Here is a 26,409-nt window from a genome sequence, read left to right as displayed (position 1 = left end):
ATGGACTACCACTCAGAGTTCAGGCAGTCGATCGACCAGCCTGACGCTTTCTGGCGCGAGAAAGCGTCTGCCCTTGACTGGATGGAGGCACCGAAAACCATCTGGCAGCCTACCGATAACGGCCATGGGCAATGGTTTCCCGATGGTATCCTTAACACCTCCGATGTCGCACTGGATGCCAACGTCCGGGCCGGACGCGGCGAGCAGAAGGCCCTGATTTACGATTCTCCAGTCACCGGCACCACCCGCTCATACACTTTCAATGAGCTCACCCTTGCGGTAGCACTCTTCGCCGGCGCTCTCCAGGATAGAGGCATCACCAAGGGCGACCGGGTGATTCTCTATATGCCGATGATTCCGGAAGCCGTTATTGCCATGCTGGGCTGCGCCCGAATTGGCGCCATTCATTCCGTGGTCTTTGGCGGATTTGCATCCCATGAGCTGGCGGTTCGGATTGATGATGCCAAGCCCAAAGCCATCATCACGGCCTCCTGCGGTATCGAGATTAGCAAGGTCATCGAATACAAACCTCTGGTGGACAAAGCCATTGACCAGGCCAGCCATAAGCCGGACTGTTGCATTGTGTTTCAGCGTTCGCAGGCGCAGGCCGCACTTCGGGAAGGTCGCGATTTTGACTGGAATGAACTGGTGAGCCAGGCCCAGCCAGCAGACCCAGTGCCTCTCCGGGCCACCGACCCGCTCTACATCCTCTATACCTCCGGAACCACCGGTAAACCCAAGGGCGTTGTGCGCGACAACGGCGGCCATGCCGTCGCTCTTCGCTACAGCATGCACCTGGTTTACGACGCCAGCCCGGGAGATGTCTACTGGGCCGCATCGGACGTTGGCTGGGTGGTCGGGCACAGCTATATCGTTTATGCCCCCTTGTTTGCAGGCTGCACCACCATTCTTTACGAGGGCAAGCCGGTCAAAACTCCAGATGCCGGCGCCTTCTGGCGCGTGGTCCAGGACCACGGCGTGAATCTGTTGTTCACGGCACCGACCGCCTTCCGGGCGGTCCGCAAGGAAGACCCTGAGGCTGATCAGCTGTCCCGCTACGACATCAGTTCCCTGAAGCGCCTCTTCCTGGCCGGCGAACGACTGGACCCACCCACCTACGAATGGCTGAAGGAACATACCCGCCTGCCAATACTGGACCATTGGTGGCAAACCGAAACCGGCTGGGCAATCTGCTGTAACCCGGTGGGCATCGAGATGATGACGACGAAACCCGGCTCCGCCACGCTTCCGTCCCCCGGATTCAACGTTCAGGTGGTGGACATGGAAGGCAATCAGGTTCCTGCAGGGGAACAGGGCCAGATAGCCGTCAAGCTACCACTACCTCCTGGCTGCATGTCCACGGTCTGGGGGGACGACGACCGATTCCGTAACACCTACCTGGCCCCCATTGACGGCTTCTACAGCTCCGGTGATGGAGGATTTGTTGATGAAGACGGATACGTATTCGTGATGGGTCGAACGGACGACGTGATCAACGTCGCAGGCCACCGGCTGTCCACCGGGGAGATGGAAGAAGTTGTCGCGGCTCACCCAGCCATCGCGGAATGCTGCGTGGTTGGCGCTCACGATGACATGAAAGGCCAGATACCCGTGGGGCTCGTGCTCATCAAGGATGGTGCGACCATTGACCACGACGAACTTGAAGAAGAGTTGGTTGAAATGGTTCGCGAGAAAATCGGTGCCATTGCCTGTTTTCGCAAGGCATTGGTGGTGGAGCGACTCCCCAAAACCCGGTCCGGCAAGATCCTGCGTCGGGTGATCCGCCAGATCGCCGATGGCGAGGACTATGCAGTACCGAGCACGATCGACGATCCTGCTATACTGGAAGAGATCAGCGAGCAATTCAAAGGCTGACCACCGGACCCGTCACCAATCGGAACCTGCGCCACAGCGGTGCGCCCGTTTGGTGACGAGTTTATGACAACTCGTTGTTTTTGCGGTTTAAAAAACTTAGATAAAGTGCTAGAAAAAGCGTTGACGCCTTCCCAACTCGGTCTATACTGAAATTGCTGTGAAAATACAGCGGTATTTGGTGAATGCGTTTCAACGTCCTGCCGCAGTGCTCTTCGTTGCCCCTTTCCTCAGTACTTTCTGAATTTTTACAGCGCCGGTACTCCGACTGGATACCGATGGTCCCGTGAGGGCAAAATTTCAGAAATACAGGAAAGATCAATGTCAGATACAAAAACAGGCCACGTAAAGTGGTTTAACGAGTCCAAGGGCTTTGGCTTTATCGCCCAGGACGGTGGCAGTGACGTTTTCGTTCACTATAGTGCAATCAACGCAAGCGGCTTCCGCACCCTGACCGAAGGTCAACAGGTGCAGTTTACCGTGACTCAGGGCCCGAAAGGTCCCCAGGCGGAAAACGTAACCCCGGTCTGAGGTTACGCGACCCCGCCCTATGCCCCTCACGGGCACAGGGAATCCGAAAGAGCCGGCATTCGCCGGCTCTTTCTTTTTCAGGCACCCGCTTCCGCCGACGCCTTATTGGCGGCCCCATCCCGACGACCGGCCTCAACCACCTGGGAAATCGCTGAAAACAGCGCCTGCAAGGTAGCCGAAGTCGTATCTTCGGCCAGAGCGGCCGCACTGCAATGCTGTCCGTCCACAGTCACACGGATACAGGCCAGTGCATTGGCGTTGGTACCTTCACCCAATGCAAATTCATCGTAGGCTTCCACCGCCAGGGTTACGTCGTACTCCGCCTCCAGCGCCGCCGACACGGCCTCAACCGCTCCAAGGCCATGACCTTTGAGAGTGATCGGGCCGGTTTCAGCGCCAATACTCACGACGGCATTGACGCCCTCATCATCCCGGTGAAGGTCATAGGATCTCAACTCCCAGGCTTTGGCCACCTTCAGGTAACGATCTTCGAACAACCGATGAATCGTCAGTGAGTCAATCTCACCGCCATTGGTTTCGGCCTCACGCTGCACCAGCTTACTGAACTCGATCTGCAACCACCGTGGCAGGCTGATGTTGTAATCGCGCTCCAGGACATAAGCCACCCCGCCCTTGCCAGACTGGCTGTTGATGCGAACCACTTCCTCATAACGGCGACCGAGGTCGTGAGGATCGATGGGCAGGTACGCCACATGCCAGCTTTCGCCTTCAGTTCGGCGAGCCAGGCATTTACGGATGGCATCCTGGTGGCTGCCAGAGAAGGCGGTAAACACAAGCTCACCGGCGTAGGGGTGACGCGGATGGGTGGAAATCTCAGTACAGGCTTCAACCACATCGGTAATCTCGGCCATTCCCGACAGGTCCAGTGTCGGATCCACGCCCTGCGAGTACAGGTTCATCGCCATGGTGACCAGATCCATATTCCCCGTGCGCTCACCATTGCCCATCAGCGTGCCTTCTACCCGGTCGGCACCGGCCATGACCGCCAACTCCGCCGCCGCCACGGCACAGCCACGATCGTTGTGGGTGTGAACACTGATACTGATGTGCTCGCGATACCGGACGTTATCGCAGATCCACTCGATCTGATCCGCAAATACATTCGGGGTCGCCATCTCAACCGTGGCTGGCAGATTGATCACTACCGGCTGGCCCTGGTCCGGGCGCCATACGTCGTTTACGGCATCGATCACGTCCGCAGCGTAATCCAGCTCCGTTCCCGTGAAGCTCTCCGGCGAATACTGGAAAGTCCACTCGGTGTCCGGGTACTTGGCGGCATTTTTCTTGACGACTCGCGCGCCATTGACCGCGATATCTTTCACGCCTTCACGGTCCATGCCGAATACCTGTTCCCGCTGAACCGTCGACGTTGAGTTGTACACATGCACGATGGCCTTGCGGGCTCCCTTAAGGGCGTCGTAGGTCCGCTCAATCAATTCCGGCCGTGCCTGGGTCAGCACCTGAATGTGCACATCATCGGGAATGCGATCTTCCTCAATAAGCTTGCGACAGAAGTCAAAATCCGGCTGGCTCGCCGCGGGAAAGCCAATCTCAATTTCCTTGAACCCCAGCTTTACCAGCAAATCAAACATCCGCTGCTTCTGGGCTACTGACATCGGCTTTACCAGCGCCTGATTACCATCCCGAAGATCCACCGCACAAAAACGCGGAGCGGTGGTGATGACTTTGTCCGGCCAGCGACGATCGGTTTTCGCCACCGGCGTAAACGCAACGTATTTACGATGATCAAATGCCATTGGGGTGTTTCCTTGCTGTTCTCATGGGGAATTCATCGACTGTGTATCAGGATAACGCGTCACATGGGGAAAATGATTGCTTTCTTTCCCTCAAGACAGACAGAATAGGCATAATATTTCAGAATATTCATCGAGGGTGGAATTTTATGTCAACATCTGACAAGTCGCTTATTAAAATCGACAAGATTGACCGCAATATCCTCGAGCAGTTGCAGCAGGATGGTTCACTGACGAACCAGGAACTGGCGGACAAGGTTGGTCTATCGCCCTCCCCTTGTCTGCGGAGGGTACGCGCCCTGGAAGACGCCGGAGTTATTGTCCGGAAGGTAACGATCCTTGATCACAAAAAACTGGGATTATCCCTTACAGCGATCATACTCATTGGCATGGACCGGCACACACCAGAGCGCTTCGCAGCGTTCGAGCGGCAAGTGGGTGAATACCCGGAAGTTCAGGAGTGCTACCTGATTACTGGCCAGGATGCCGATTACATGCTCAAGGTGGTGGTGCCGGATATGGATCACTATCACCACTTTCTGCTAAATCGCATCACCCGCATCCAGGGCGTCAGTGGTGTTCACTCCAGCTTTGTGTTGAGGCGGGTGATTGACAGCACGGCCCTGCCTCTGGGGTATCTGTCCTGACTCGCTAACGGATGAGCTCAGCCAGATAGGCCCGAGCCATGCACTTGAGTTCACTCACCATCGAACGGGCCTGATCGTCCGGCAGGGTCGCCGCCAGCCTGAGAACGGTTCCGGCCGAGCGGGGCAACATCAGGCTCGCCGTCCAGCGACGATCTTCCGGAATGCGGGGACAGACATCCTGCAAGCGGTTATCAAGGTCACGGGCATGGCTGTATAGCTCGCGGATATCCAGGTCCCGCAATTCGGGCATCGATTCCACCCCGCTCCAGATCACGGAATAGGCCGGTTCGGTGCGATAAAACTCATAGAACAGGTCGATCAGAACGTCCACGGCATCCACCAGTTCCAGGGTCTCGAGGCGCTCCCTCAACGCCGTCTCCATGCGCTCAACATGCCCTTCTGCAATGGCCTTTACGATGGCAGCCTTGTTGGGAAAGTAACGGTAGAGGGAGGCGAGAGACATGCCTGACTGACGGGCAATTGCGGACATACTGGTGGCGTCGACACCCACCTCGTGGAAAATCGCTGCCGCATGGCTGAGAATGCTATTCACGCGCTCTCGGCTTCTGGCCTGAACGGGCTGACGACGAGGCGTGATATCCACGGTTTCTTCGGTCATATCTCCTGCTTCAGTTGCGGTTATACGGTAAAGCATAGCTGCCCGTTACATGGGCGACCAGTTTCTCCTCGTTTGCCTGCCCTGAGAGCAAGCGCACTTCGCAAAAAGCAAGGCGGCGTCCCATCCGCAGAACCCTCGCCTCCCCGATCAGGTCGTCCGGTGCCGGCTTATGCAGAAAATTGATCGACAGGTTGCTGGTCACCGCCATTTCAACCTGGCCAATGGCGGCCATCACCGCCGCATACATGGACGCATCCGCCAGGGCCATTTGCACCGGCCCAGACAGCGTACCACCGGGGCGAATCAGGCGTTCCGAGAACACCAGGCGGGTGCGGGCAAACCCGTCCTCACGCGCCTCGTCGACGGTAAATCCGATATCCTCGGCCATGGGCACACCGGCCCGGATAACGGCCTCGACTTCTACTGCGGTCAGTGTCATTCGCTGCTCTCCCAATGTCCATCTGTACCTCGTGGTAATCGCTCCGTACAATAGCGAGCACGACAGGATAAATAAAGAACCCTTTCTCAACTGCTTACGGATAACACAATGCGAGCAAGCCGCTACCTGATTGCCACCCAAAAAGAAACGCCTGCCGATGCCGAGATCATCAGCCATCAAATGATGCTCCGGGCAGGAATGATCCGAAAACTGGCCTCCGGCCTCTACTCCTGGCTGCCAATGGGATTGAGGGTGCTTCGCAAGGTTGAACGCATCGTGCGCGAGGAAATGGACAAGAGTGGCGCACAGGAAGTCCTGATGCCCGCGGTGCAGCCGGCGGAGCTGTGGCAGGAGTCCGGGCGCTGGGAACAGTATGGCGGTGAACTACTGCGGATGAACGACCGCCATGGTCGCGATTTCTGCTTCGGGCCCACCCACGAGGAGGTCATCACCGATCTGATCCGCAACGAGCTGAAAAGCTACAAGGAATTGCCCGCGAATTTCTACCAGATCCAGACCAAGTTCCGCGATGAACGACGTCCCCGGTTCGGCGTGATGCGTGCGCGGGAATTCATCATGAAGGACGCTTACTCGTTCCATGTGAATGCGGAATCATTGAACGACACGTATCAGGTCATGCATAGCACCTACTGCGCCATCTTTAATCGACTGGGTCTGGATTACCGCCCCGTCGAGGCGGACTCAGGCGCTATCGGCGGAAGCGCGTCCCACGAATTCCATGTGTTGGCCTCATCCGGTGAGGACGCCATTGTGTTCAGCACCGACAGCGACTATGCCGCCAACATTGAGAAAGCCGAAGCCGTTGCGCCTGCCGGAGACCGCTCATCGCCTTCCGAAGAAATGGCGGAGGTGGCCACACCAGAGCAACGGACCATAGAGGCCGTTGCCACGTTCCTGAAGGTAGACGCCAGTCGCTGCGCCAAGACCTTGCTGGTCAAGGCCGAAGAAGACGACAACGGCCACAGTGGTTTGATTGCCCTGATTCTGCGGGGAGATCACACCCTTAATGAAATCAAGGCAGAAAACCTGCCCGGTGTCGCTGAACCGTTGACCATGGCCACCGACGAGGAAATCGAACAGATGGTCGGCTGCAAGGCCGGCTCCATCGGCCCCGTGGCCCTGCCGGTGCCGGTCATTGTCGATCGCAGTGCGGCGCACATGGTGGACTTTGTCTGCGGCGCCAACAAGGAAGGCTACCACCTGACCGGTGTGAACTGGGAGCGGGATGTAGCACTGAGCCGCGTGGAAGACCTGCGCGATGTGGTCGAGGGCGATCCCAGCCCGGACGGCAAGGGCACCCTGGAAATCCGGCGCGGCATCGAAGTTGGCCACATTTTCAAGCTGGGCAACAAATACAGCAAGGCCATGAACGCCACGGTACTGGATGAAAACGGCAAGAGCGCCACCCTGGAAATGGGCTGCTACGGTATCGGTGTCTCCCGGATTGTCGCCTCGTCTATTGAGCAGAACCACGACGACAAGGGCATCATCTGGCCCGATGCCATTGCACCGTTTGAGGTGGCCATCGTGACACTGAACGGCCAAAAATCCCCGGCAGTGATGGCTGCCGGCGAAAAGCTCTATGAGCAGCTTCGCCAGGCTGGTTTTGATGTTCTTCTGGATGACCGGAAAGAACGACCGGGCGTGAAGTTCGCGGATATGGAGTTGATCGGCATTCCTCACCGGTTCGTGGTGTCCGAGCGGGGCCTGACGGCAGAAACCCTGGAATACAAGGGCCGCCGTGACGAAGACAAGCAGGACATTCCGCTGGCCGAGGCACTCCCCTTCCTGATCAGTGCCTCCCCGCGCAACGGCCTTTAGGTCAGCGCGCAACGAGCGTGATCGGTTCAGGCCTGCCCTATGGGCATGAACTGATCACGCCCGGTTCCATTTCCAGCGCAATACCGAAGCGGGCTTCGACATCCTCCCGGATACGGTTGGCCAATGCCAACACGTCCTGACCGCTGCCGTGCGAATGGTTCACCAGCACCAATGCCTGACGGTTATGGACGCCAACCCTTCTATTACGGTACCCCTTCCAGCCACACTGGTCGATCAGCCACGCAGCCGCCACCTTGGCATTGTCATCACCGGGGTAGCCAGCGATCTCCGGATGCTTCTGCTTCAGCGATTCCCAGGTTTCCAGTGGTACTACCGGGTTCTTGAAGAAGCTACCGGCATTTGGGAGCTGTTCCGGATCAGGCAATTTGCGACGACGAACCGCCATGACGGCATTGGCCACATCAAGGGGAGCAAGATCGTTCGGGTCCTGCCCATCGAAATAGTCGCGGAGGTCACGGTAATCCAGTGAAAATGGGCGGGTGCGGGCCAACCGTAGACGAACCTCAGTGATGACGTAACGCCCGGGTTCATGCTTGAACACGCTGTCGCGATAGCTGAAATGGCACAGGCTGTTGGTCAACACCACTTCGTTGCCAGTGTGCCGATCCAGAGCCCGGATATCCACCAGGGTGTCCTGCAACTCAGTGCCATAAGCCCCGATGTTCTGAACCGGTGCTGCCCCGACGGTGCCGGGAATCAGCGCCAGGTTTTCGATGCCCCTGTAGCCGGCTGAGGCCGCGTACAACACACTTTCGTGCCAGTTTTCACCAGCACCCAGTACCAATGTGGCCTCGTCGCCATTTACCCGCTCCCAGCACCGGCGGGCGATGGCGATACGAATCACCAGCCCCGGGAAATCGCCGGCAAACACCAGATTGCTGCCGCCTCCGAGCAGGAGCGGTTCAACCGACGTTTCCGATGCCCACTCCAGCGCTCTCCGGAGCGCCTTGACAGAGGTTACCGACACAAAGTACCGCGCTCTCGCCTCGATACCAAGACTGTTCATGGCCCCCAGGGACACGTTCTCCCTGATCTCCCCGGAATGGGTCACACCAACCGCTCCCGGATATGATCAAGAAGGCCTTCACTAGCCTCGGTGATCAGGTCAAGTACGTGTTCGAAACCCTGATCGCCACCGTAGTATGGGTCCGGCACTTCCTCTTCACCAGACCGACCAAATCTCAAAAACAATGCCGGCTCGGTCCCGCCATGTCGCTGCCAGATATCCCTGACATCCGCGAGATTCTGACGGTCCATCACCAGCACGTAATCGAACCGGCCCAGATCCGGCGCCTGGAACTGGCGGGCCCGGAGATCGCTGATATCGATTCCGCGCTTGCCCGCGGCGGCCATGGCGCGTCCGTCCGGGGCCTTGCCCACATGCCAGTCACCGGTACCGCAGGAATCGATGGCAATCCGGCCTTCGAACCCGGACTGCCGAACCACCTGGCGAAAGACACCTTCAGCACTGGGCGAACGGCAAATGTTGCCAAGACAGACAAACAATACGCTTACTTCCGGCTTCATGGGTGTCCTGCCCCCTTTTGTCTGGTAATCATGATTTGCCGCAGACGCTCGAGATCCTCGACAGTATCCACGCCCGCAGGTGGCATCCGGCACGCTTCTTCGACGTGAATGCGGGCGCCATTGTAGAGTGCCCGCAACTGTTCCAGGGATTCAGTGACTTCGGTTGGGGCTGGCGCCCAGGTCACGAAATTCCGCAGGAGGCTGACGCGGTAGCCGTAGATACCAATGTGACGATAGTAATTGCTGTCTTCCGGTAGCGACCGCGCGGCGCTGGTGGTGTCGCCATTGCCCTGCCACGCATCCCGGGCCCAGGGAATCGGCGCCCGGCTGAAATAGTGGGCCATGCCCCGGTTATCGAACACCACTTTCACAACATTGGGGTTGAACACACTGGTTGCGTCCGGAATCCGCTCGCAGAGGGTGGCGATGGCTGCATCGGGATGGGCTTCGAGGTTTTCCGCCACCTGGTCGATCAGTTCCGGTGGGATCAAGGGCTCATCCCCCTGAACATTGACAACCCGGTTGTCCGGGCCAAACCCCAGCTTTCGGGCCACCTCTTCCAGACGGTCCGTACCGCTGGCATGGTTGGCGGAGGTCATCACCACTTCTGCACCGAAGTCGGCACAGGCGGCCTCGATGCGTTCGTCATCGGTGGCGATCACCACACGACCAGCCTGACTTTCACACGCCCGCTCATAGACATGCTCAATCATCGGCTTGCCGGCAATGTCTGCCAAGGGCTTGCCAGGCAACCGAGTGGAGGCATAACGTGCCGGGATAACGACGGTGTAGGACATACAGGCTTCCTGTCAGCGTTTGTGGAGTCGCTCGTCGGTCGTCAGCGTCCGGGCTTCGGCGGCGAGCATCACCGGTATCCCCTCGCGAATCGGAAAGGCCATCGCATCCTGATAGCAGACAAGTTCGGTTTTGGCATCGTTCAGCTTCAGGTCACCTTTGCATACCGGGCAGGCCAGCAGGGCCATCAGTTTTTTATCCATGGTGCGGTTCTCACAATGTCATTGTATCCAGCGATTGGTTGCAGTCATTGACGCGGGCCACGAACGCCTCGGCAAACGCTTCGGGGAGGCTCGCCGTGACAGCCAGGGCCCAGGTGTTGTCCGGGGCAATCCCACGACACTTGACCGCATCCTTGGCGGTCATCACCAGCCATTCGCCGTCTTCGGAGTGCAGGTCGGCGGTCGTAAAACGATGATGGTCCGGCAACGCAAGAGGCCTGACCTGAGCCCCCAACGCCATCAGTGTATCGAAAAACCGGCCGGGATTACCGATTCCCGCCACAGCCCTCACGCGCCGGCCCTCAAGGCACTCCGGAGACAGCACTTCCCCGGTCACAAGGTTTCGCAGCTCAGTCGGCGCCAGCGTCATGTTGAACTGGTGCTCATGCTCGAGCTCGTCGAGAAGGCCACCATTGGTGATCACGAAATCGACGGATTCCAGCCGCGTCAGAGGTTCACGCAAGGGGCCAACAGGGATCAGGGCGCCGTTGCCAACGCCGCGGGCCGCGTCGAAGACCGCGAGTTCGATATCCCGGGGAAGCGGATAGTGCTGAAGCCCATCGTCACATACGATGATGGTACCCAGGGACTTCTCCAGTGCCCATAGGGCACCCCGCCTGCGGTCCGGGTCTACCACAACCGGGCAGCCCGATTGCGCGGCCAGCATCACCGGCTCGTCACCGGCGATCCTGGCGTTAGTGTCAGCGTTCACCAACAGTGGGTAGTGATCAGACTTACCGCCGTAGCCACGGCTCAGGATCACTGGTTGCCAACCTTGGTCCTTTAGCAGACTGGTCAGGGCGGCGGTCAACGGGGATTTTCCTGTGCCCCCGGCGGTGATATTGCCCACCACCACCACGGGAACCGGAATGCGTTCGTTCCTAGCCTGCCAGGCCCGGCGGCGACGGCTTTCAGAAATGGTGCGGTAGAGCCAGACCAGCGGATACAACGGCCACAGGGGGCGCCTACCGCTGTACCATACCCGCTCCACCAGCGTGGTCATACCTGCTCGCTGAACTGCATCTGGTGGAGCTGGGCATAGGCCCCGCCCTGGGCCAGTAATTCGTCATGGCGACCGGACTCGACAATTCTGCCGCCATCCATCACCAGGATGCGATCCGCCTTTTCAATCGTCGACAGCCGGTGAGCAATGACCAACGTTGTACGGCCCTGCATGACGGTTTCCAGGGCTTCCTGTATGTGCCGTTCCGATTCCGTATCGAGGGCCGATGTTGCTTCGTCCAGGATCAGCACCGGTGCGTTTTTCAGCAGCGCCCTTGCAATGGCCAGTCGCTGGCGCTGGCCACCGGAAAGCATCACGCCGTTGTCACCAATCATGGTATCCAGACCTTCCGGCATACGCTCGATGAACTCCAGCGCATGGGCCTTGGCCGCCGCATCAGTGATCTGCTCGCGACTGCAGTGGCGGAGGTCGCCATAGGCGATGTTGGCGGCAATGGTATCGTTGAAAAGAACCACATTCTGGGTCACCAGCGCAATCTGTGATCGCAGGGCTTCCAGGCTGAATTCCTTCAGGGAGTGGCCGTCCAGGCGGATATCTCCACCGGTGTACTCGTAGAAACGCGGCAAAAGACTGACCATTGTCGACTTGCCACTGCCCGAACGCCCGACCAGGGCAACACTCTGACCAGCCGGTATGTTCAGGGAAATGTCCTTGAGCACGTCGTCCAACTGGTCACGGTAGCGGAAGGACACGTTCTCAAATTCAATGTTGCCGTTGACCCGCTCCGGCGCGTAGGTACCCGGATCGTGTTCCGGTTCCTCGTCCATGGTGCCAAAGACGTCGTGGGCAGCGGCAACGCCACGTTGGATCTTGGCATGGACGGAGGTTACCTGGCGAATGGGCTTGGCCATGGTTGTTGCGGCAGTAATGAAAGCCACAAGCTGGCCGGTACTCATTTCTCCACGGATCTCCGGCGCCAGCATGGTCCACACCAGTGCTGCGATGGCAATCGCCACCAGCACCTGGATAATCGGAATGCTGATGGCCTGAGTGGAGGCCATCTTCAGGCTCTGCTCCAGGTTTTTCTCACTGACCTTGCGGAAGCGATCACGCTCATAGTGCTCGCCGCCAAAGGTGCGAACCACCCGGTAACCACTGATGGATTCGGAGGCCACGTGGGTGATGTCACCCATCGACCCCTGGATACGTTTGCTGATCTTGCGGAAGCGTTTGCTCGCATAACTGACCACCAGGGCAATCAACGGCCCTACGGCCAGGAACACGAGGGTCAACTTCCAGTTTGTGTAGATCATAAAGCCCAGCAGGCCCAGGATGGTAAGTCCTTCCCTGAGGGTGATGGTCACGGCGTTGGTGGTGGCATCCGCCACCTGCTCAACATTGTACGTGATCTTCGAAACCAGCCGACCGGAAGCATTCTCATCGAAATAGCGGGACGGCAGGCTCAGCAAACGGTCGAAGACCTGCTTGCGCAGGGCGTTAATAACCTGGCGCCCGACGTAACTGATGAAATACTGGCTCATGAAGGTACCGACACCGCGAAAGGCGAACACACCGACGATCAGCAACGTCAGCAGAATCCGGTTCTTGTCGGTGGGGTTTTCCAGCGCGGTGATGACGTATTCCATCGCCGCCGCCATGCCGGTGGAGGCCGCTGCGTAGATGACGTTGCCAACCACGGCCAGCGAGAACGCCAGCCAGAAAGGCTTTACGTAAGCCAACAGGCGTTTGTAGGTTCCCCAGTTGGTTGCCGGCTGGTGGGACTCTTCGGCTGTCGAAGTGGCGTCACTCACTGCCTTCCGCCTCTCGTTCGGTGGTGATGCTGAGTTTGGCAAAACCAAGACGACCCGCCACATCCATGGCACGCACGACGAACTCGTGAGGGGTACGGGCATCCGCAGTGATGATGAACGGCAGCGACGTGTTGTCCTGTGCCAGTTCACGAACCGCCCTTTCCAGGGTTTCCCGACGATTATTCACCAGGGTTCGATCGTTGAGGATGTATTGGCCCTCGGCGTTGATGACCACATCAATCAACTCTGCCTCGGACTCCGACCGCTCACCGTTGGCTTCCGGCAATTCAATATTGAGGTGGCTCTCACGGGTGAACGTGGTGGACACCATAAAGAATATCAGCAGCAGGAAAACCACATCGATCAGTGGCGTCAGGTCTACCCCGACTTCCTGACTTCTCTGACGCTTGAACTTCACAGTGTTCAGGCTCCTTCCACGTCAATTTCGCGGTCGCCATGCACCACTTCGACGAGCTTGATGGCTTCCTGCTCCATACCGACAACCAGCTCATCGACACGTCGAATAAAGTACCGATGGCAGATCAGTGCCGGTATCGCCACGCTCAGGCCGGAAGCCGTCGTAATCAGTGCTTCCGAAATACCCCCGGCCAGATTACCGGCATCGCCTACACCGGCGAGCTGGATCTCTGCAAACACCTTGATCATGCCGATTACGGTCCCGAGCAGACCCAGAAGAGGCGTAATGGTCGCAACAGTCCCGAGGGGGTTCAGGAAACGTTCCAGTTCATGGATGACCTGACTCGCCTCGTGCTCAATGCTTTCCTTCATGATCTCGCGACCATGTTTGGCATTCATCAGCCCGCCGGCCAGGATCCGACCCAGGGGAGACGACCCCTGCAGTGCCTTGAGCTTGCGCCCGTTAAGCTCCTTTTTCTTGATCCACCGCCACAGTTCGTTGATGGTGTGCTGGGGCGTTACCCTGGATGGCCTGAGCGTCCAGAAGCGCTCGAGGATGATGGCAAGGGCAAGAATGGAACAGGCAAGAATCGGCACCATGAGGATGCCACCGGCTTTCAAAAGCTCGAACACGCTTGGTCTCCCTGATTGTTTACAAGCCGCGCTACTTTAGCATAGCTGCCGGTGTAGGCCACACCCGGAATGTCACGGTTTTTACACTCCGCTCAGGGAGTTTCGGGTTTGCGAATCCAGAAGGGGGCCCCTGCCCTGGCCTCTGTCGTCAACACTCCGCCCGGCTCCAGAACCAGCCTGATTGCGCCGGAGGTAGCGGTATTGGCAATGTCGCTGCCAACGGAGCGATAACGTTCAACCACATCGGCATGGGGATGACCGAAACGATGCCGGTAGCCGGCGCTGAACAGGGCAAGATCCGGAACCATCCGGGCGACCCAAGATTTCGATGAGGACGTTTTGCTGCCGTGGTGGGGTGCCAGCACAACCCGATAGTGGTCGGCGTCATTCCCCAGATTGTCGGTCCGAGCCATAAACGCCTCTTCCACCCGGCGGGTTATGTCGCCAGGCAACACCACCTCAACGGACGGGACAGTCGACGATACCGTCAGCACACAGGACGCGTCATTGCCCTCAATCCTGCCTGGGTTCCGCCAGAATGCCAGTTCTAATTCGCCCATCCGGACATCCACCTGGCCAGAACAAGGCCTGACATTTACACCCTCCGGCAACTTGTCGGCAACTCTCCCGGTTTCGCCGGTAATAACCCGCCCAACCTCGAATCGATCGAACAGCAACGGCAGCCCCCCGGCGTGGTCACCATCACCGTGGCTGATCACCAGGGTATCAATACGGCGGACGCCCAGAGCAGTCAGATTGGGAATCAGCACTGACTCCACCGACGAGTAAACACCTTCCAGTGCCGGGCCGGTGTCGTAGACCAGCACCTGATCCTGTTCACGAAGCATGACGGATAGCCCCTGGCCGACATCCCATACCCAGATTTCAGGGTGGGTCACCGTCTCGTTCGGTTGTCCCATCTCGTTGCCCCGAAACACGACCATGGCAATCCACAACGACACAACACAGGTACTCGCCTTCCGAAACCCGCCGAACGGCACCAATAAGGCCATCAGCACCACCAGAGAAACCCCCACAATCTGAAATGGGCCAGGCGCCGTCAGCACAGCATCAACGCTTGCAAGCCAGGAAAGCCCCTGCCACAGCACCCCGAAGACACCATCCAACACGCCGATCACCAGTGCATCCCCAGCGGGAAGGAAAACCAGCGTAAAAGCTCCAAGGGCCAATAACGGCATGACCACCAGCGATACCCAGGGAATGGCAAACAGATTGGCAACCAGACCGATCACCGGCTGAGGCTGCCCCAGGCTGGATAATATCGGCCAGAGCCCGGCAAACACGGCCATCTGGGCCAGACATAGACCCGCAAGCCAACCGGCCCTTCCAACACGGAGGGCAAACAGCATTACCAGGACCGTCACAGCGCCAAAAGACAGCCAGAATCCCTGGTCCAGGGGCGAAAACGAATCACTTAACAACACCAGAACCAACGCGGCCAGCAGCCCCGTAAAAACTCCGGTTTGCCGGGCGCCAACGAGAACCCACCCGGCGATGATGACCATAATCAGTGCCCGCCTGGTTGGCACGGAAAACCCGGCCACAAGCGCATACCCGACGCTCGCACTGGCGACCACAAGGAAGACCAGCACCCTTAATGTCGCAGGCGATACTTGCCGCTCTGGAAGACAAAGCAGCAGGCGACGGCATAGGAAGCCTGCCCCAGCGGCAATCAACCCCAGGTGTAGCCCTGAAATGGCGACCAGGTGAATGGTTCCGGTGGCCTTCAGAACGTCCCAGTGTTCGGGCTGCATATGCCCGCGGTAGCCCATCATCAGGGAGGTTATTAACGGGAAATGGCGAGCGTCAGACAATCTGTCCGAGGCAGCGTCGACAAGCTCTCCCCGCCAGCGGTGATAGCGACAACGAAGCGGGCATTCAAGATGGTCTGCGCGGGAAAGCTCGCGAACGGTACCGGTGGCACCGAAGCCCTTGCGATACAGCCAGGATTCGTAGCGAAACCCCTTCGGGTTTACGGCTCCATGGGGGCGTTTGAGGACAACTGTCAGCGTCATGCGATGACCGGGCGTGTTCGTGACCTCATCGCCGTACCAGGCAAGCCGAAGCTGATCCGGCAATTCATCGGAGGGGTAGGTATTGCCGCCCTCGGGCAGATGCCATTGCGTCACGCAAAAGCCGAAACGGACGCTACCGAAGCTGCCTCCGGACGGGACATCACAAAGATACCCTGATACGTCCAGTTCCTGACCTTCCAGTGCAGGCGGTAACACCGATTGCTGCCGACCGTCCGCTTGCATTGTTGCCCAGGCCAGGCCAACAATCCCACCGGCAAGCAAGACTGCGACCGCCCTGAACAGCGGGGGCCTGACAAGAAGTATCGCGACAAACAGGATGAGCGTGGCGGACATCAGCCAGTGCAAAGGTGGCAAGACCGCCAAGCTATACAGTAAGATAACGCCGCAGGCGAAGCCCACGAGGCCAACCCTGGCCATAAAACTTCCGGACAATCCTTGTCCTCCTGATAGTTGGTCAATTCCGGGAGCCGCCATACCCCGGAACCATTATCCCGAGCAGGCAGAACTTCCCAATGCCAAAGAAGTTCATGAAACGCTATCTACCAACGCCGGAAAGGGTGCGCTCGATGGAGTCGCTGCACTTCCTCGGGGATATCCTTCATGAACCCAACTTGTGGCACATCAATCGGCACAGCGTCGCCAGGGCATTCCTGGTCGGCATTTTCCTGACATTTATACCGATGCCGTTCCAGATGGTTGCCGCTGCCTTCTTCGCCATCTGGTTCAACGCCAATCTGCCGCTTTCTGTGGTGCTGGTCTGGATCAGCAACCCGGTGACCATGCCACCGATGTTCTACTTCAATTACAAGATCGGAGCCTGGATACTGGACAGACCGGTACTGAACTTCGAGATCCAGTTGTCCTGGTCGTGGCTCAGCGGCCGGCTACTGGATATCGGCATCCCCCTCTACCTGGGATCGCTTCTGGTAGCCACCTGTTCAGCCTGCCTTGCCTATCTGGTCATTCAATTCCTGTGGCGGCGCAAGGTCCGTAGCGACTGGCGGGAACGCCAGCTACTTCGAATCCGTCACCGCCGGGCCGCCCGCGAGTCCAAGCCGGGCACCGACGCCCATCAAAGCTCCTGAAATAGTTCACCCTGCTCCAGCCGAAGCACCCGCCCCAGGCTCCTGGCCATGGCCATGTCGTGGGTGACCAACACGAACGCAATGCCAATCTGATCCCTGAGCGACTCGATAAGCTCGCGAACACTTTCCCCGGTCTGCTCATCCAGATTGCCGGTGGGCTCATCCATCAAAACGCACTCGGGCTCGTTCACCAGGGCGCGAGCAATCGCCACCCGCTGACGCTCACCACCAGACAGCTCTCCGGGTTTATGCCCCAGACGCGCGCCTAACCCGACACGTTCGAGAATGGCGGTTGCCTGTTCCGAGGCCTGGCGAACGCCACGGCCACCCAACGCACCCGGCATCATGACGTTTTCCAGAGCAGAAAATTCCGGCAACAGATGATGGAACTGGTAAACAAACCCCAGGTGACGGTTGCGAAAACGCGCCCGGCCGGATTCGCTCATCCGGTGGATATCCTGCCCGCAGATATCAATATGACCCGAAGAAGGTTTATCCAGCCCCCCGAGCAGGTTTAGCAGCGTGGTTTTGCCAGCACCACTGCTGCCAACAATGCCTACCGATTCGCCGGCCGATACCTGAAGCGAAATGTCCGAGAAAATCGTTAGCTTTCCAGGCCCTTCGTTATAGGTTCTGGTCACTTTCTCGCAGTTGATAACCAATGACCTGTCGTCGTTCATGGTTGCTGAATTACTCATATCGCAGGGCCTCCGCCGGGTCGACGCGGGATGCTCTCCACGCTGGATAGATCGTTGCCAACAGACTCATGGCGAGGCCGGCACCACTGATGATCCACACGTCCTGCCACTGCAGCTGGGACGGAAGATAACTGATGAAATAGACGTCAGCACTGAGGAACTGATGCCCCATGAAGGCCTCCAGCCAGGCAATAAACCCGCTGATGTTGTAGGCACCCAGGATGCCCAGCGCTGTGCCTACCAGGGTGCCGGTAATGCCAATCACGGCGCCCTGAACCATGAAGATCCGCATCACTCGCCCGGGTGTTGCGCCCATCGTGCGCAGGATGGCGATATCGGCTGTCTTGTCGGTAACCACCATTACCAGTGTCGATACAATGTTGAACGCGGCCACAGCGACGATGAACATCAGCAACAGGCCGATCATGGTCTTCTCCATGCGGATGGCCTGGAACAGATTGCCATGGGTTCGGGTCCAGTCAGATATGTAGTGGCGGCCGGTCAACTGGCGCGCGACTTCTTCTGCCACTTTCGGTGCCTGAAACAGATCGTCCACCAGAAGGCGCACACCCTGGGCTTTGCCGTCGGTGCGTATGAGCTTTGACGCATCATCCATATGAATCAGGGTGTAGTTGCCATCCAGTTCGGCCCCGACACTGAATACACCCTTGACGGTGAATCGCTTCAGTCGCGGCAATACCCCGGCCGGCGTTACCGAGGCTTCCGGCAACACTACGGTTACCCGGTCGCCCAGTTGCAGGCGCAAGCTGGCGGCCATCTGCCGGCCGATAATGATGCCAAACTCTCCGGATTTCAGGTCGTCCAGCCCGCCTTCGATCATATGGTTTTCGATGATGGAAACGCTTCGCTCCTGCTCTGGCAGCACACCATTGAGCATGACGCCGCGAACGTCACCGCCACCTGTGACCATACCCTGACCCTGAATAAAGGGCGCTGCAGCGATCACCGACGGGTGTTTCTCTACTTCCCGGTCCACTTGCTGCCAATTATCAAGATCGGGATTACCCTGGATCACAGCATGAGGCACCATGCCCAGAATTCGCTGCTTGAGCTCACGGTCAAAGCCATTCATCACCGACAACACGATGATGAGGACCGCCACGCCCAGCATCAGGCCAATCATGGACGTCAGAGAAATGAACGAAATGAAGTGATTACGTCGTTTGGCCGCGGTGTACCGCAAGCCGACATACAATGATAAGGGTCTGAACATTGGGAGGAGCCTGTCGCTGCCTTCTGGTCTGTCGAAAATCCTGCGGCGATACGGACCGTCAGGAAGCTGCTAAACTGCTATCAGGAAACAATAATACCGTGTTATGGAGCCCAGATGTCTGAAATGACACCCGACAATAACCCGTTGGATATTCCCTCTGACCGCAGGGACTTCTTTCGCATCAGTGACCATATTGGCCTGGAAATCCGAACGCTGGGTCCTGGCGAGGACAATCAGGAAAACCCCTTTAACGGCAATCACGTGGAAAGCCTGCGCTCGGAGTTCAGGCGCCTGGATCAGGATGTCAGGGCACAGCTCGCCAACCTGGCAGAACGTGACCGCCTGCTGACCTCTCTGATCAAGTCTCTGAACGGGAAGCTGGATACGTTGGCGCGCATTATGGCCTTTGAGCAAAATCCGTTGCAACCTGAGGACTGGCAGGATGTCACACTCAGCGAAGGTGGACTGTCGTTCCACAGTTCCACTAACCGTTTTTCCGCCGGTGACCAACTGGCCCTGAGAATGACGCTGCCGCCGGAGCTGTTTCAGCCCGTAGCCACTGCCCGAGTCATCGACGTTGTACCGGAGAAAAGCGGCGGTGGCAGGGTTCATACGGAATTTACTGACATTCATGACAGCGACCGACAGCAAGTTGCCCGCCATGTGATGCGATGGCAGATCCGCCAGCGACAGAAAGAGTAAACGGTCCACAAATCATCGAATTCGGGCTGACTTTTGTTAGTCTTTGGTGGATATTACGTTTTATCAATGTCTGGCGCGTACACACCACGGTACTTTCCAGATTCTCCAGGCAACCCCGTTCAATCGGATACGACGACCCCAGGGAGTAAGTCACTGATGAAAAACCGCACCATAAAAGCCGTTTGTGCCGCCGCAGCCCTCTCAGGACTGGCGGTAGCCCCGCTTACCACCGCGGTGGCGGAAGAGGTTCGGGTTCCAGTGAAGTCGCAGGCTGAGCGCGGCGCACAGGAAAACCTTCCACGTACTGGCATGAGCCAGTCCAGCGTTCGCAACGGCTGGGGCAACCCGATACGCACGTCCGGGCCAGTGGGCAACCCACCCATATCGCAATGGCACTACGGGGATTTCGTCGTGTACTTTGAAGCTGACCGGGTCATCCATGCGGTATTGAAGCCCAGCCGCTAAAAAATCCTCTGCATATCCTGACGCAACCCCGCCCGTTCGTTAGAATGGCGGCTTTTGGATAAGGTGTTCACAACTTGACTTCCAGACCTGTGATGCCCGCCGAGTGGGTACCCCAAAGTGCCATCATGCTTACCTGGCCCCATCCCGGAACGGACTGGAGCGACATCCTCGCCGATGTCGAGCCGGTGTTTATGGAGATCGCACGGACCGTATTGCGCTTTCAGCACGTACTACTCAGCTGCGAGCATGTTTTCCGTTTGCAGGAGCTGGAAAGGGAGCTTAATCAGTTCGCTCAAGAGAATGGCTTTCCCGGCCGCGTTGTGGCCGTCCCTGCCCCGGCCAACGATACCTGGGCACGCGACCACGGCCCCATCGCCATTAGCCGTGGCGAGGGCCACGAATTACTGGATTTCAGGTTCAATGCCTGGGGTGGAAAATTCCCCTGGGAAAAAGACAATGCCCTGAATAGCCACCTGTCGAATTTTGGCAGCTTTGGCGCGACACCGCTGATACCAGTCGACTTCGTTCTCGAGGGAGGCTCTATCGAGTCCGATGGTAACGGCACCTTGCTGACCACCAGCGAATGCCTGTTGACGCCTTCCCGCAATCCATCCATGGATCGGGCGGGCATTGAACACCTGTTGTCGGAGACGCTGGGCGCCGAGCGCATCCTCTGGCTGAACCACGGCTACCTTGCCGGTGACGACACCGACAGCCATATCGATACCCTGGCGCGGTTTTGCGCACCGGACCATATCTGTTACGTATCCTGCTCGAACGTCAGCGATGAGCACTACAGCGCCCTGGCGGCCATGGAGGAGGAGCTGCAGCAGTTCCACCAGGCTGACGGCCGACCCTACCGCCTGACCCCGCTGCCCTGGCCGGATGCCATCCATGACGATGACGGCGAGCGCCTTCCCGCAACCTATGCCAACTTCCTGGTCATCAACGGCGCTGTGCTGGTGCCGGTTTATGGCGTGCCGCAAGATGAAGAGGCGGTGGCCACCCTGTCGAATCTTTTCCCGGATCGGGAAGTGATTCCGGTGAACTGCCGAGCACTGATTACACAGGGAGGTAGCCTGCATTGCATCACCATGCAGATACCAGCAGGGGTTGTAGGCGCATGAGTCACTCCCCCCTATCCCCTGACCTGGCCATTGCCGCGATACAACAGCAGTGCAGCGCCGACAAGGACACCAGCCTGGCCACCAGCGAACGCCTGGTTCGCCAGGCGGCAGCTGACGGCGCCCAACTCGTCGTCCTGCAGGAACTGCACGCTACGCTCTACTTTTGCCAGACCGAAGATACCTCGGTATTCGAACTTGCCGAACCGATTCCCGGTCCGACCAGTCGTCGACTATCCGCTCTGGCCGCGGAACTTGGCATTGTCCTCGTTGGGTCGATCTTCGAACGGCGAATGAACGGCGTCTACCACAACACGGCCGTTGTTTTTGAGCGGGATGGAAGCATCGCCGGCCTCTACCGCAAGATGCATATTCCCGACGACCCCGGCTTTTACGAAAAATTCTATTTCACCCCGGGCGACGCCAGCTTCAACGACGGCCGCAACGGCTTCACCCCCATCGACACCTCAGTGGGTCGGCTGGGTGTGCTGGTGTGTTGGGACCAGTGGTATCCAGAGGCCGCCCGCCTGATGGCCCTGGCCGGCGCGGAGGTACTGATCTACCCCACCGCTATTGGCTGGGATGTCACCGACGACCCGGAAGAACAGGCGCGCCAGTTGGACGCCTGGGTAACCGTTCAACGCGGCCATGCGGTTGCCAATAACCTGCCGGTCATCGCGCCAAACCGCATCGGCACGGAACCCGACCCGTCCGGCAGCTCCGACGGCATTCGTTTCTGGGGCAACAGCTTTATATGCGGGCCCCAGGGAGAGTTCCTGGCTCGTGCCGACGACCATTCCGAAACCCTATTATTCGCTACCATTAACCGCTCTCGCAGTGAATCGATTCGGCGCATCTGGCCGTACTTCAGGGATCGGCGTATCGACGCCTATGGCGACATTCTCAAGCGAGTAAGGGACTGAACACTACATGAAAAAACTGACGGATACGGTTATCCGCGAGTTAAACAGCATACTCCTGGGCAAGGATCACCAGGTACGGCTTTCGCTCTGCGGCTTGCTGGCCAGGGGCCACCTGCTGATTGAAGACATTCCGGGAATGGGCAAAACCACCCTGTCCCACGCGTTAGCCAAGGTCATGGGCCTGAGCTACCAGCGCATCCAGTTTACCAATGATCTCTTACCTGCTGACGTGCTTGGCTTCTCCATGTACGACAAGCAGGCGGGCAGCCTGGTGTTCCATCCCGGACCGATCTTCGCGCAGGTTGTCCTGGCCGATGAGATCAACCGCGCCTCCCCAAGAACCCAGAGTGCATTGCTGGAAGCCATGGAGGAACGGCAGGTTTCCATCGAGGGCGAAACCCGCCCCCTGCCCCATCCATTCTTCGTTATCGCCACACAGAATCCCATCGAGCAGGGCGGCACCTACCCGTTACCGGAATCCCAGCTTGACCGTTTCCTGATGCGCATACGCCTGGGCTACCCCGACCCGCGCGCCGAACGGGAACTGCTGGAAGGTGAAGACCGCCGGGTCATGACCGACAGACTGCAATCACTGCTTTCTTCGGAAAACCTGCAAACCCTTCAGGACGCCGTTAACCGGGTGTCCACCAGCCCGGCACTGCTGGACTACGTACAGCGCCTGCTGGAACAGAGCCGACGCATGCCCGGCCTACTGTATGGCCTGTCGCCCAGGGCCGGACTCGGGCTTGTGCGCGCCGCAAGGGCATGGGCCCTGATGGACGGTCGCCACCATGTGTTACCGGATGACATCCAGGCGGTATTTCCTGCGGTCGCCGAACACCGCCTGGAACAGGGCGAGTCCGGAAAGAGCGCGGAGAGAGTAAGGCAACTTCTGACCTCCGTCTCTGTCATTGAATAGATAGCATCACTTAATGGAATGAATTGGGCAAAACAACTGGAAACCTATCCTGTTCATGTTAGCCTTTTGCCCTTTTCCTCCGGGCCAGCCCCCGGACCAACGTACCGATTACGTGAAAACGCGGCCAGCGCAACACGTCCAGATTCGTTAGCGAGAGACCCATAATGAGCGAAACCAAACACTCCAGACTGATCATCCTAGGCTCCGGCCCCGCCGGCTACACCGCTGCCGTCTACGCCGCCCGCGCCAACCTGAAACCCACGCTGATCACCGGTATTGAAGTGGGCGGACAGTTGACCACCACCACCGACGTGGACAACTGGCCGGGCGACAACGATGGCGTACAGGGCCCCGAGCTGATGCAGCGCATGCTCAAACACGCGGAGCGCTTCGAGACCCAGGTAGTCTACGACACCATCAACGAAGCCGACCTGCGTAACCGCCCCTTCCGCCTCAAGGGCGACAGCGGCGAATACACCTGCGACGGGTTGATCATCGCCACTGGCGCCTCCGCCATGTACCTGGGCCTCGACTCGGAAGAAAAATTCAAGGGCCAGGGCGTCTCCGCCTGCGCCACCTGCGACGGTTTCTTCTACAAGAAACAGAAAGTCGCCGTCATCGGCGGCGGCAATACCGCCGTTGAAGAAGCGCTGTACCTCTCCAACATCGCCGACGAAGTCACCCTGGTACACCGCCGCGACAGCCTGCGCGCTGAAAAAATCCTGCAGGACAAACTGTTCGAAAAAGCCGAAAACGGCAACGTCAACATCATCTGGGACCACACCCTGGACGAAGTCCTCGGCGACGGCACCGGCGTCACCGGCATGCGCATCAAAAGCACCAAGGGCGACGCCACCCAGGAAATGGACCTGGCCGGCGTGTTCATCGCCATCGGCCACAAACCCAACACCGACCTGTTCCAGGGCCAGCTGGATATGGAAAACGGCTACATCAAAATCCGCTCCGGCCTGGAAGGCATGGCCACTCAGAGCAGCATCCCCGGCGTCTTCGCCGCCGGCGACGTAGCCGACCACGTCTACCGCCAGGCCGTTACCTCTGCAGGCTTCGGCTGCATGGCAGCACTTGACGCCGAAAAGTTTCTGGACCAAGACTGAGTTTAACCGAGAAACTTATTCGGAAGTGGTTCAGGGCAGGCACCTCCGAGGCCCGAAAAGGCAAGTGGTTACGGATGTCTGAAACTGTGCGGAGCCATGGATGGCGGAGCCCAAGCGCCACACCGACGTGCTCGAGCGTGTTTCAGACATCCGTGACCACTCGCCGACTCCACCAACACTCGAGTACTAACTCCGGACCGAGATGACGTCACTACCCTGGCTAGACCCCGACCAACTCTGGTTCCCCCCCGCCGAACAGGCCCTGGAGGACCCCGACGGATTGCTGGCGCTGGGCGGTGACCTATCCACCGAGCGGCTCAAACTCGCCTACCGCAACGGCATCTTCCCCTGGTTCAGCGACGACCAACCCATACTCTGGTGGTCCCCCAGCCCCAGATGCGTCCTTTTCCCGGAAGAAATCCACGTCTCCAGAAGCCTACGGCGCACCCTCAACCGCGGTTATTTCACCATCACCGCCAATCAGGCCTTCCCCCGCATCATCCGCCTCTGCGCCAACACCCGTGCCGAAGGCACCTGGATCACCCAGGATATGATTGACAGCTATGGCCAGCTTCACAAACAGGGTGTGGCCCACTCCATAGAAGTATGGAACCCCAAAGGAGAACTGGCCGGAGGAATGTACGGCCTGGCCATTGGCCGCTGTTTCTTTGGCGAGTCCATGTTTTCACTGGAAACCAACGCCTCGAAAGTATTGATGGTCCATCTGGCCAACCAGCTCCGGGACTGGGGTTACCGGATCATGGATTGCCAGGTGGAAAGCGGCCACCTATTGCGAATGGGTGCACGAAGTATTCCACGCAGCGAATTTTTATCTATACTCAGGACATGCGTCGACAGTAGTCCGGACCACAGCGACTGGGGCTTCCGGTGGCAGTGGCCCGGCCCGGAGGTGTGAATGAGCAATCTCAGGACCCTGGTGTTTTTTGCCACGCCGGCCCACGACTGCAGTTACCTGCCAGATCGCGAAGCAACCACTATGTTCGTCGACCCGAGGGCGCATGTGGACAAGCGGTTATACAGCCAGCTGACCGCCCTGGGCTTCCGTCGAAGTGGCTCGCATTACTATCGTCCCCACTGCGAAAACTGCAATGCCTGCGTCCCTGTCAGGCTCAAGGTGGAAGAGTTCCAGCCAGACCGCAGCCAGCGCAGGGTCATGAAAAAGAACGCCGACCTTAGCTGCCGCATGGTCAAGGCAACCTTTTCGGAACGGTATTACAGCCTCTACGCGCATTACATTGAACAACGGCACTCTGACGGCGACATGTACCCACCCTCCCGTGAACAGTTCATGTCGTTCCTGGTGGAGGGCGCCACCGATTCCTGGTTTGTCGAAATCATGGACGGAGACAACCTGGTGGGTCTGGCCGCCGTGGACATGCTGGACGAAGGCCTGTCAGCCATCTATACCGTATTTGATCCTGCCTATGAAAGCCGAAGCCTGGGCACCTTTGCGGTGCTCTGGCAGATCGAGGAAGCAAAACGGCTGGGGCTCCCACACCTGTATCTGGGTTATTGGATCGAAGAATGCCGGAAAATGAATTACAAAACACGATTCCGCCCGATCGAAGCGCTCCAGGACGGGCAATGGCACATCATGGACGTTAACTGATTTTGCCAAATGGCGGTAAATCAGGCAGAATTGCGCAATTTAAAATCACAGCAAGCCAATTTACGAGGTTTTTACTGAATGGCGAAGTCCGATGCTATTGAAATGGAAGGCGTTATTGTTGATACGCTTCCAAACACCATGTTCCGGGTTGAACTCGAAAACGGCCATATTGTGACCGCTCACATTTCTGGCAAGATGCGCAAGAACTACATCCGCATTCTGACAGGCGACAAGGTCAAGGTGGAGCTGACCCCGTACGATCTGAGCAAAGGGCGCATCGTTTACCGCGCTCGTTGATAGCCTTGTGACGTAAAAAGGCCCCGGTGTCACCACCGGGGCCTTT

General features: G+C 58.3%; 28 protein-coding genes. 14 read left to right on the top strand and 14 right to left on the bottom strand.

Going from position 1 to position 26,409, the window contains the following annotated elements:
• Both R1T46_RS12305 and R1T46_RS12300 read left to right on the top strand, forming a co-directional pair.
• On the top strand, positions 1-1,875 hold the full coding sequence (locus tag R1T46_RS12305; protein WP_317305569.1) for a propionyl-CoA synthetase: 1,875 nt from the start codon (positions 1-3) through the stop codon (positions 1,873-1,875).
• A gap of 318 nt (positions 1,876-2,193) precedes the next feature.
• Entirely contained in the window at positions 2,194-2,403 is a 210-nt protein-coding gene (locus tag R1T46_RS12300; RefSeq protein WP_008169155.1) for a cold-shock protein, read from the top strand.
• A gap of 77 nt (positions 2,404-2,480) precedes the next feature.
• Here the strand turns inward: R1T46_RS12300 and leuA are convergent, their stop codons facing one another.
• Entirely contained in the window at positions 2,481-4,181 is a 1,701-nt protein-coding gene (gene leuA / locus R1T46_RS12295) for a 2-isopropylmalate synthase (protein ID WP_317305568.1), read from the bottom strand.
• A 146-nt stretch (positions 4,182-4,327) separates the two neighbouring features.
• Between leuA and R1T46_RS12290 the strand changes: the two genes are divergently transcribed.
• Positions 4,328-4,825, top strand: a complete 498-nt coding sequence (locus tag R1T46_RS12290) for an Lrp/AsnC family transcriptional regulator (protein WP_317305567.1) — start codon at positions 4,328-4,330, stop codon at positions 4,823-4,825.
• 4 nt (positions 4,826-4,829) lie between these two features.
• Here the strand turns inward: R1T46_RS12290 and R1T46_RS12285 are convergent, their stop codons facing one another.
• Together R1T46_RS12285 and R1T46_RS12280 are read right to left on the bottom strand one after the other, a co-directional pair.
• Positions 4,830-5,444 carry a TetR/AcrR family transcriptional regulator gene (locus R1T46_RS12285; RefSeq protein WP_286810323.1) on the bottom strand — a complete coding sequence of 205 codons (615 nt, stop codon included), beginning with the start codon at positions 5,442-5,444 and terminating at the stop codon, positions 4,830-4,832.
• Between the two features lie 10 nt (positions 5,445-5,454).
• Positions 5,455-5,883, bottom strand: a complete 429-nt coding sequence (locus tag R1T46_RS12280) for a PaaI family thioesterase (RefSeq protein WP_286810324.1) — start codon at positions 5,881-5,883, stop codon at positions 5,455-5,457.
• 108 nt (positions 5,884-5,991) lie between these two features.
• Here R1T46_RS12280 and R1T46_RS12275 point away from each other — a divergent pair, with 108 nt between their 5' ends.
• On the top strand, positions 5,992-7,725 hold the full coding sequence (locus R1T46_RS12275) for a proline--tRNA ligase (protein ID WP_317305566.1): 1,734 nt from the start codon (positions 5,992-5,994) through the stop codon (positions 7,723-7,725).
• 37 nt (positions 7,726-7,762) lie between these two features.
• On the opposite strand, the gene murB is transcribed toward R1T46_RS12275, so the two are convergent.
• The 9 genes from murB to R1T46_RS12230 all read right to left on the bottom strand — a co-directional run bounded on the left by murB (position 7,763) and on the right by R1T46_RS12230 (position 16,588).
• The gene (gene murB, locus R1T46_RS12270; RefSeq protein WP_317305564.1) at positions 7,763-8,797 is read right to left on the bottom strand and encodes a UDP-N-acetylmuramate dehydrogenase; all 1,035 of its coding nucleotides are present in this window, start codon (positions 8,795-8,797) and stop codon (positions 7,763-7,765) included.
• Positions 8,794-9,273 carry a low molecular weight protein-tyrosine-phosphatase gene (locus tag R1T46_RS12265; protein WP_317305563.1) on the bottom strand — a complete coding sequence of 160 codons (480 nt, stop codon included), beginning with the start codon at positions 9,271-9,273 and terminating at the stop codon, positions 8,794-8,796. The genes murB and R1T46_RS12265 overlap by 4 nt, the downstream gene beginning before the upstream one ends.
• On the bottom strand, positions 9,270-10,070 hold the full coding sequence (kdsB, locus tag R1T46_RS12260; RefSeq protein ID WP_317305562.1) for a 3-deoxy-manno-octulosonate cytidylyltransferase: 801 nt from the start codon (positions 10,068-10,070) through the stop codon (positions 9,270-9,272). Before kdsB ends, R1T46_RS12265 begins: the two co-directional genes overlap by 4 nt.
• Before the next feature lie 12 nt (positions 10,071-10,082).
• Positions 10,083-10,271 (bottom strand): Trm112 family protein, encoded by a 189-nt coding sequence (locus R1T46_RS12255; protein WP_286810329.1) that lies wholly within the window; start codon positions 10,269-10,271, stop codon positions 10,083-10,085.
• Between the two features lie 10 nt (positions 10,272-10,281).
• Positions 10,282-11,292, bottom strand: a complete 1,011-nt coding sequence (gene lpxK / locus R1T46_RS12250; RefSeq protein WP_317305561.1) for a tetraacyldisaccharide 4'-kinase — start codon at positions 11,290-11,292, stop codon at positions 10,282-10,284.
• Positions 11,289-13,064: a lipid A export permease/ATP-binding protein MsbA gene (gene msbA, locus R1T46_RS12245; protein ID WP_317305560.1), complete on the bottom strand. Its 1,776-nt coding sequence runs from the start codon at positions 13,062-13,064 to the stop codon at positions 11,289-11,291. Before msbA ends, lpxK begins: the two co-directional genes overlap by 4 nt.
• Complete coding sequence (locus R1T46_RS12240) at positions 13,057-13,482, bottom strand: biopolymer transporter ExbD (protein WP_317305559.1); 426 nt, start codon at positions 13,480-13,482, stop codon at positions 13,057-13,059. Before R1T46_RS12240 ends, msbA begins: the two co-directional genes overlap by 8 nt.
• A gap of 5 nt (positions 13,483-13,487) precedes the next feature.
• Positions 13,488-14,114 (bottom strand): MotA/TolQ/ExbB proton channel family protein, encoded by a 627-nt coding sequence (locus tag R1T46_RS12235; RefSeq protein WP_007155358.1) that lies wholly within the window; start codon positions 14,112-14,114, stop codon positions 13,488-13,490.
• Positions 14,115-14,206: 92 nt separating this feature from the next.
• On the bottom strand, positions 14,207-16,588 hold the full coding sequence (locus tag R1T46_RS12230) for a DNA internalization-related competence protein ComEC/Rec2 (RefSeq protein ID WP_317305558.1): 2,382 nt from the start codon (positions 16,586-16,588) through the stop codon (positions 14,207-14,209).
• 95 nt (positions 16,589-16,683) lie between these two features.
• Between R1T46_RS12230 and R1T46_RS12225 the strand changes: the two genes are divergently transcribed.
• Positions 16,684-17,256 (top strand): DUF2062 domain-containing protein, encoded by a 573-nt coding sequence (locus tag R1T46_RS12225; protein ID WP_317305557.1) that lies wholly within the window; start codon positions 16,684-16,686, stop codon positions 17,254-17,256.
• On the opposite strand, the gene R1T46_RS12220 is transcribed toward R1T46_RS12225, so the two are convergent.
• Both R1T46_RS12220 and R1T46_RS12215 read right to left on the bottom strand, forming a co-directional pair.
• Positions 17,244-17,954 carry an ABC transporter ATP-binding protein gene (locus R1T46_RS12220; RefSeq protein ID WP_317305556.1) on the bottom strand — a complete coding sequence of 237 codons (711 nt, stop codon included), beginning with the start codon at positions 17,952-17,954 and terminating at the stop codon, positions 17,244-17,246. The two genes, R1T46_RS12225 and R1T46_RS12220, sit on opposite strands and share 13 nt — an antisense overlap.
• On the bottom strand, positions 17,947-19,188 hold the full coding sequence (locus R1T46_RS12215) for a lipoprotein-releasing ABC transporter permease subunit (RefSeq protein WP_317305555.1): 1,242 nt from the start codon (positions 19,186-19,188) through the stop codon (positions 17,947-17,949). Before R1T46_RS12215 ends, R1T46_RS12220 begins: the two co-directional genes overlap by 8 nt.
• Before the next feature lie 114 nt (positions 19,189-19,302).
• Between R1T46_RS12215 and R1T46_RS12210 the strand changes: the two genes are divergently transcribed.
• The 9 genes from R1T46_RS12210 (at position 19,303) to infA (ending at position 26,363) form a co-directional block, all read left to right on the top strand.
• Positions 19,303-19,890, top strand: a complete 588-nt coding sequence (locus tag R1T46_RS12210) for a PilZ domain-containing protein (RefSeq protein ID WP_317305554.1) — start codon at positions 19,303-19,305, stop codon at positions 19,888-19,890.
• 156 nt (positions 19,891-20,046) lie between these two features.
• Entirely contained in the window at positions 20,047-20,355 is a 309-nt protein-coding gene (locus R1T46_RS12205; protein WP_317305553.1) for a hypothetical protein, read from the top strand.
• Between the two features lie 92 nt (positions 20,356-20,447).
• Positions 20,448-21,482, top strand: coding sequence for an agmatine deiminase family protein (locus R1T46_RS12200; RefSeq protein ID WP_317308309.1), 1,035 nt, complete (start codon positions 20,448-20,450; stop codon positions 21,480-21,482).
• The gene (locus R1T46_RS12195) at positions 21,479-22,402 is read left to right on the top strand and encodes a carbon-nitrogen hydrolase (RefSeq protein WP_317305552.1); all 924 of its coding nucleotides are present in this window, start codon (positions 21,479-21,481) and stop codon (positions 22,400-22,402) included. The genes R1T46_RS12200 and R1T46_RS12195 overlap by 4 nt, the downstream gene beginning before the upstream one ends.
• 7 nt (positions 22,403-22,409) lie before the next feature.
• Entirely contained in the window at positions 22,410-23,321 is a 912-nt protein-coding gene (locus tag R1T46_RS12190; RefSeq protein WP_317305551.1) for an AAA family ATPase, read from the top strand.
• Between the two features lie 164 nt (positions 23,322-23,485).
• The gene (gene trxB / locus R1T46_RS12185; RefSeq protein ID WP_317305550.1) at positions 23,486-24,436 is read left to right on the top strand and encodes a thioredoxin-disulfide reductase; all 951 of its coding nucleotides are present in this window, start codon (positions 23,486-23,488) and stop codon (positions 24,434-24,436) included.
• Positions 24,437-24,638: 202 nt separating this feature from the next.
• Positions 24,639-25,352 carry a leucyl/phenylalanyl-tRNA--protein transferase gene (aat, locus tag R1T46_RS12180; protein ID WP_317305549.1) on the top strand — a complete coding sequence of 238 codons (714 nt, stop codon included), beginning with the start codon at positions 24,639-24,641 and terminating at the stop codon, positions 25,350-25,352.
• A complete protein-coding gene (locus R1T46_RS12175; RefSeq protein ID WP_317305548.1) occupies positions 25,353-26,066 on the top strand; it encodes an arginyltransferase in 714 nt (237 codons plus the stop codon). It begins immediately after the preceding gene.
• A 78-nt stretch (positions 26,067-26,144) separates the two neighbouring features.
• Complete coding sequence (gene infA, locus R1T46_RS12170) at positions 26,145-26,363, top strand: translation initiation factor IF-1 (protein WP_007153725.1); 219 nt, start codon at positions 26,145-26,147, stop codon at positions 26,361-26,363.
• The last annotated feature ends 46 nt before the right edge of the window (positions 26,364-26,409 follow it).

It is taken from the genome of Marinobacter salarius, assembly GCF_032922745.1.
Lineage (GTDB): Bacteria > Pseudomonadota > Gammaproteobacteria > Pseudomonadales > Oleiphilaceae > Marinobacter.
This window is presented reverse-complemented; position numbering and strand designations above follow the sequence as displayed.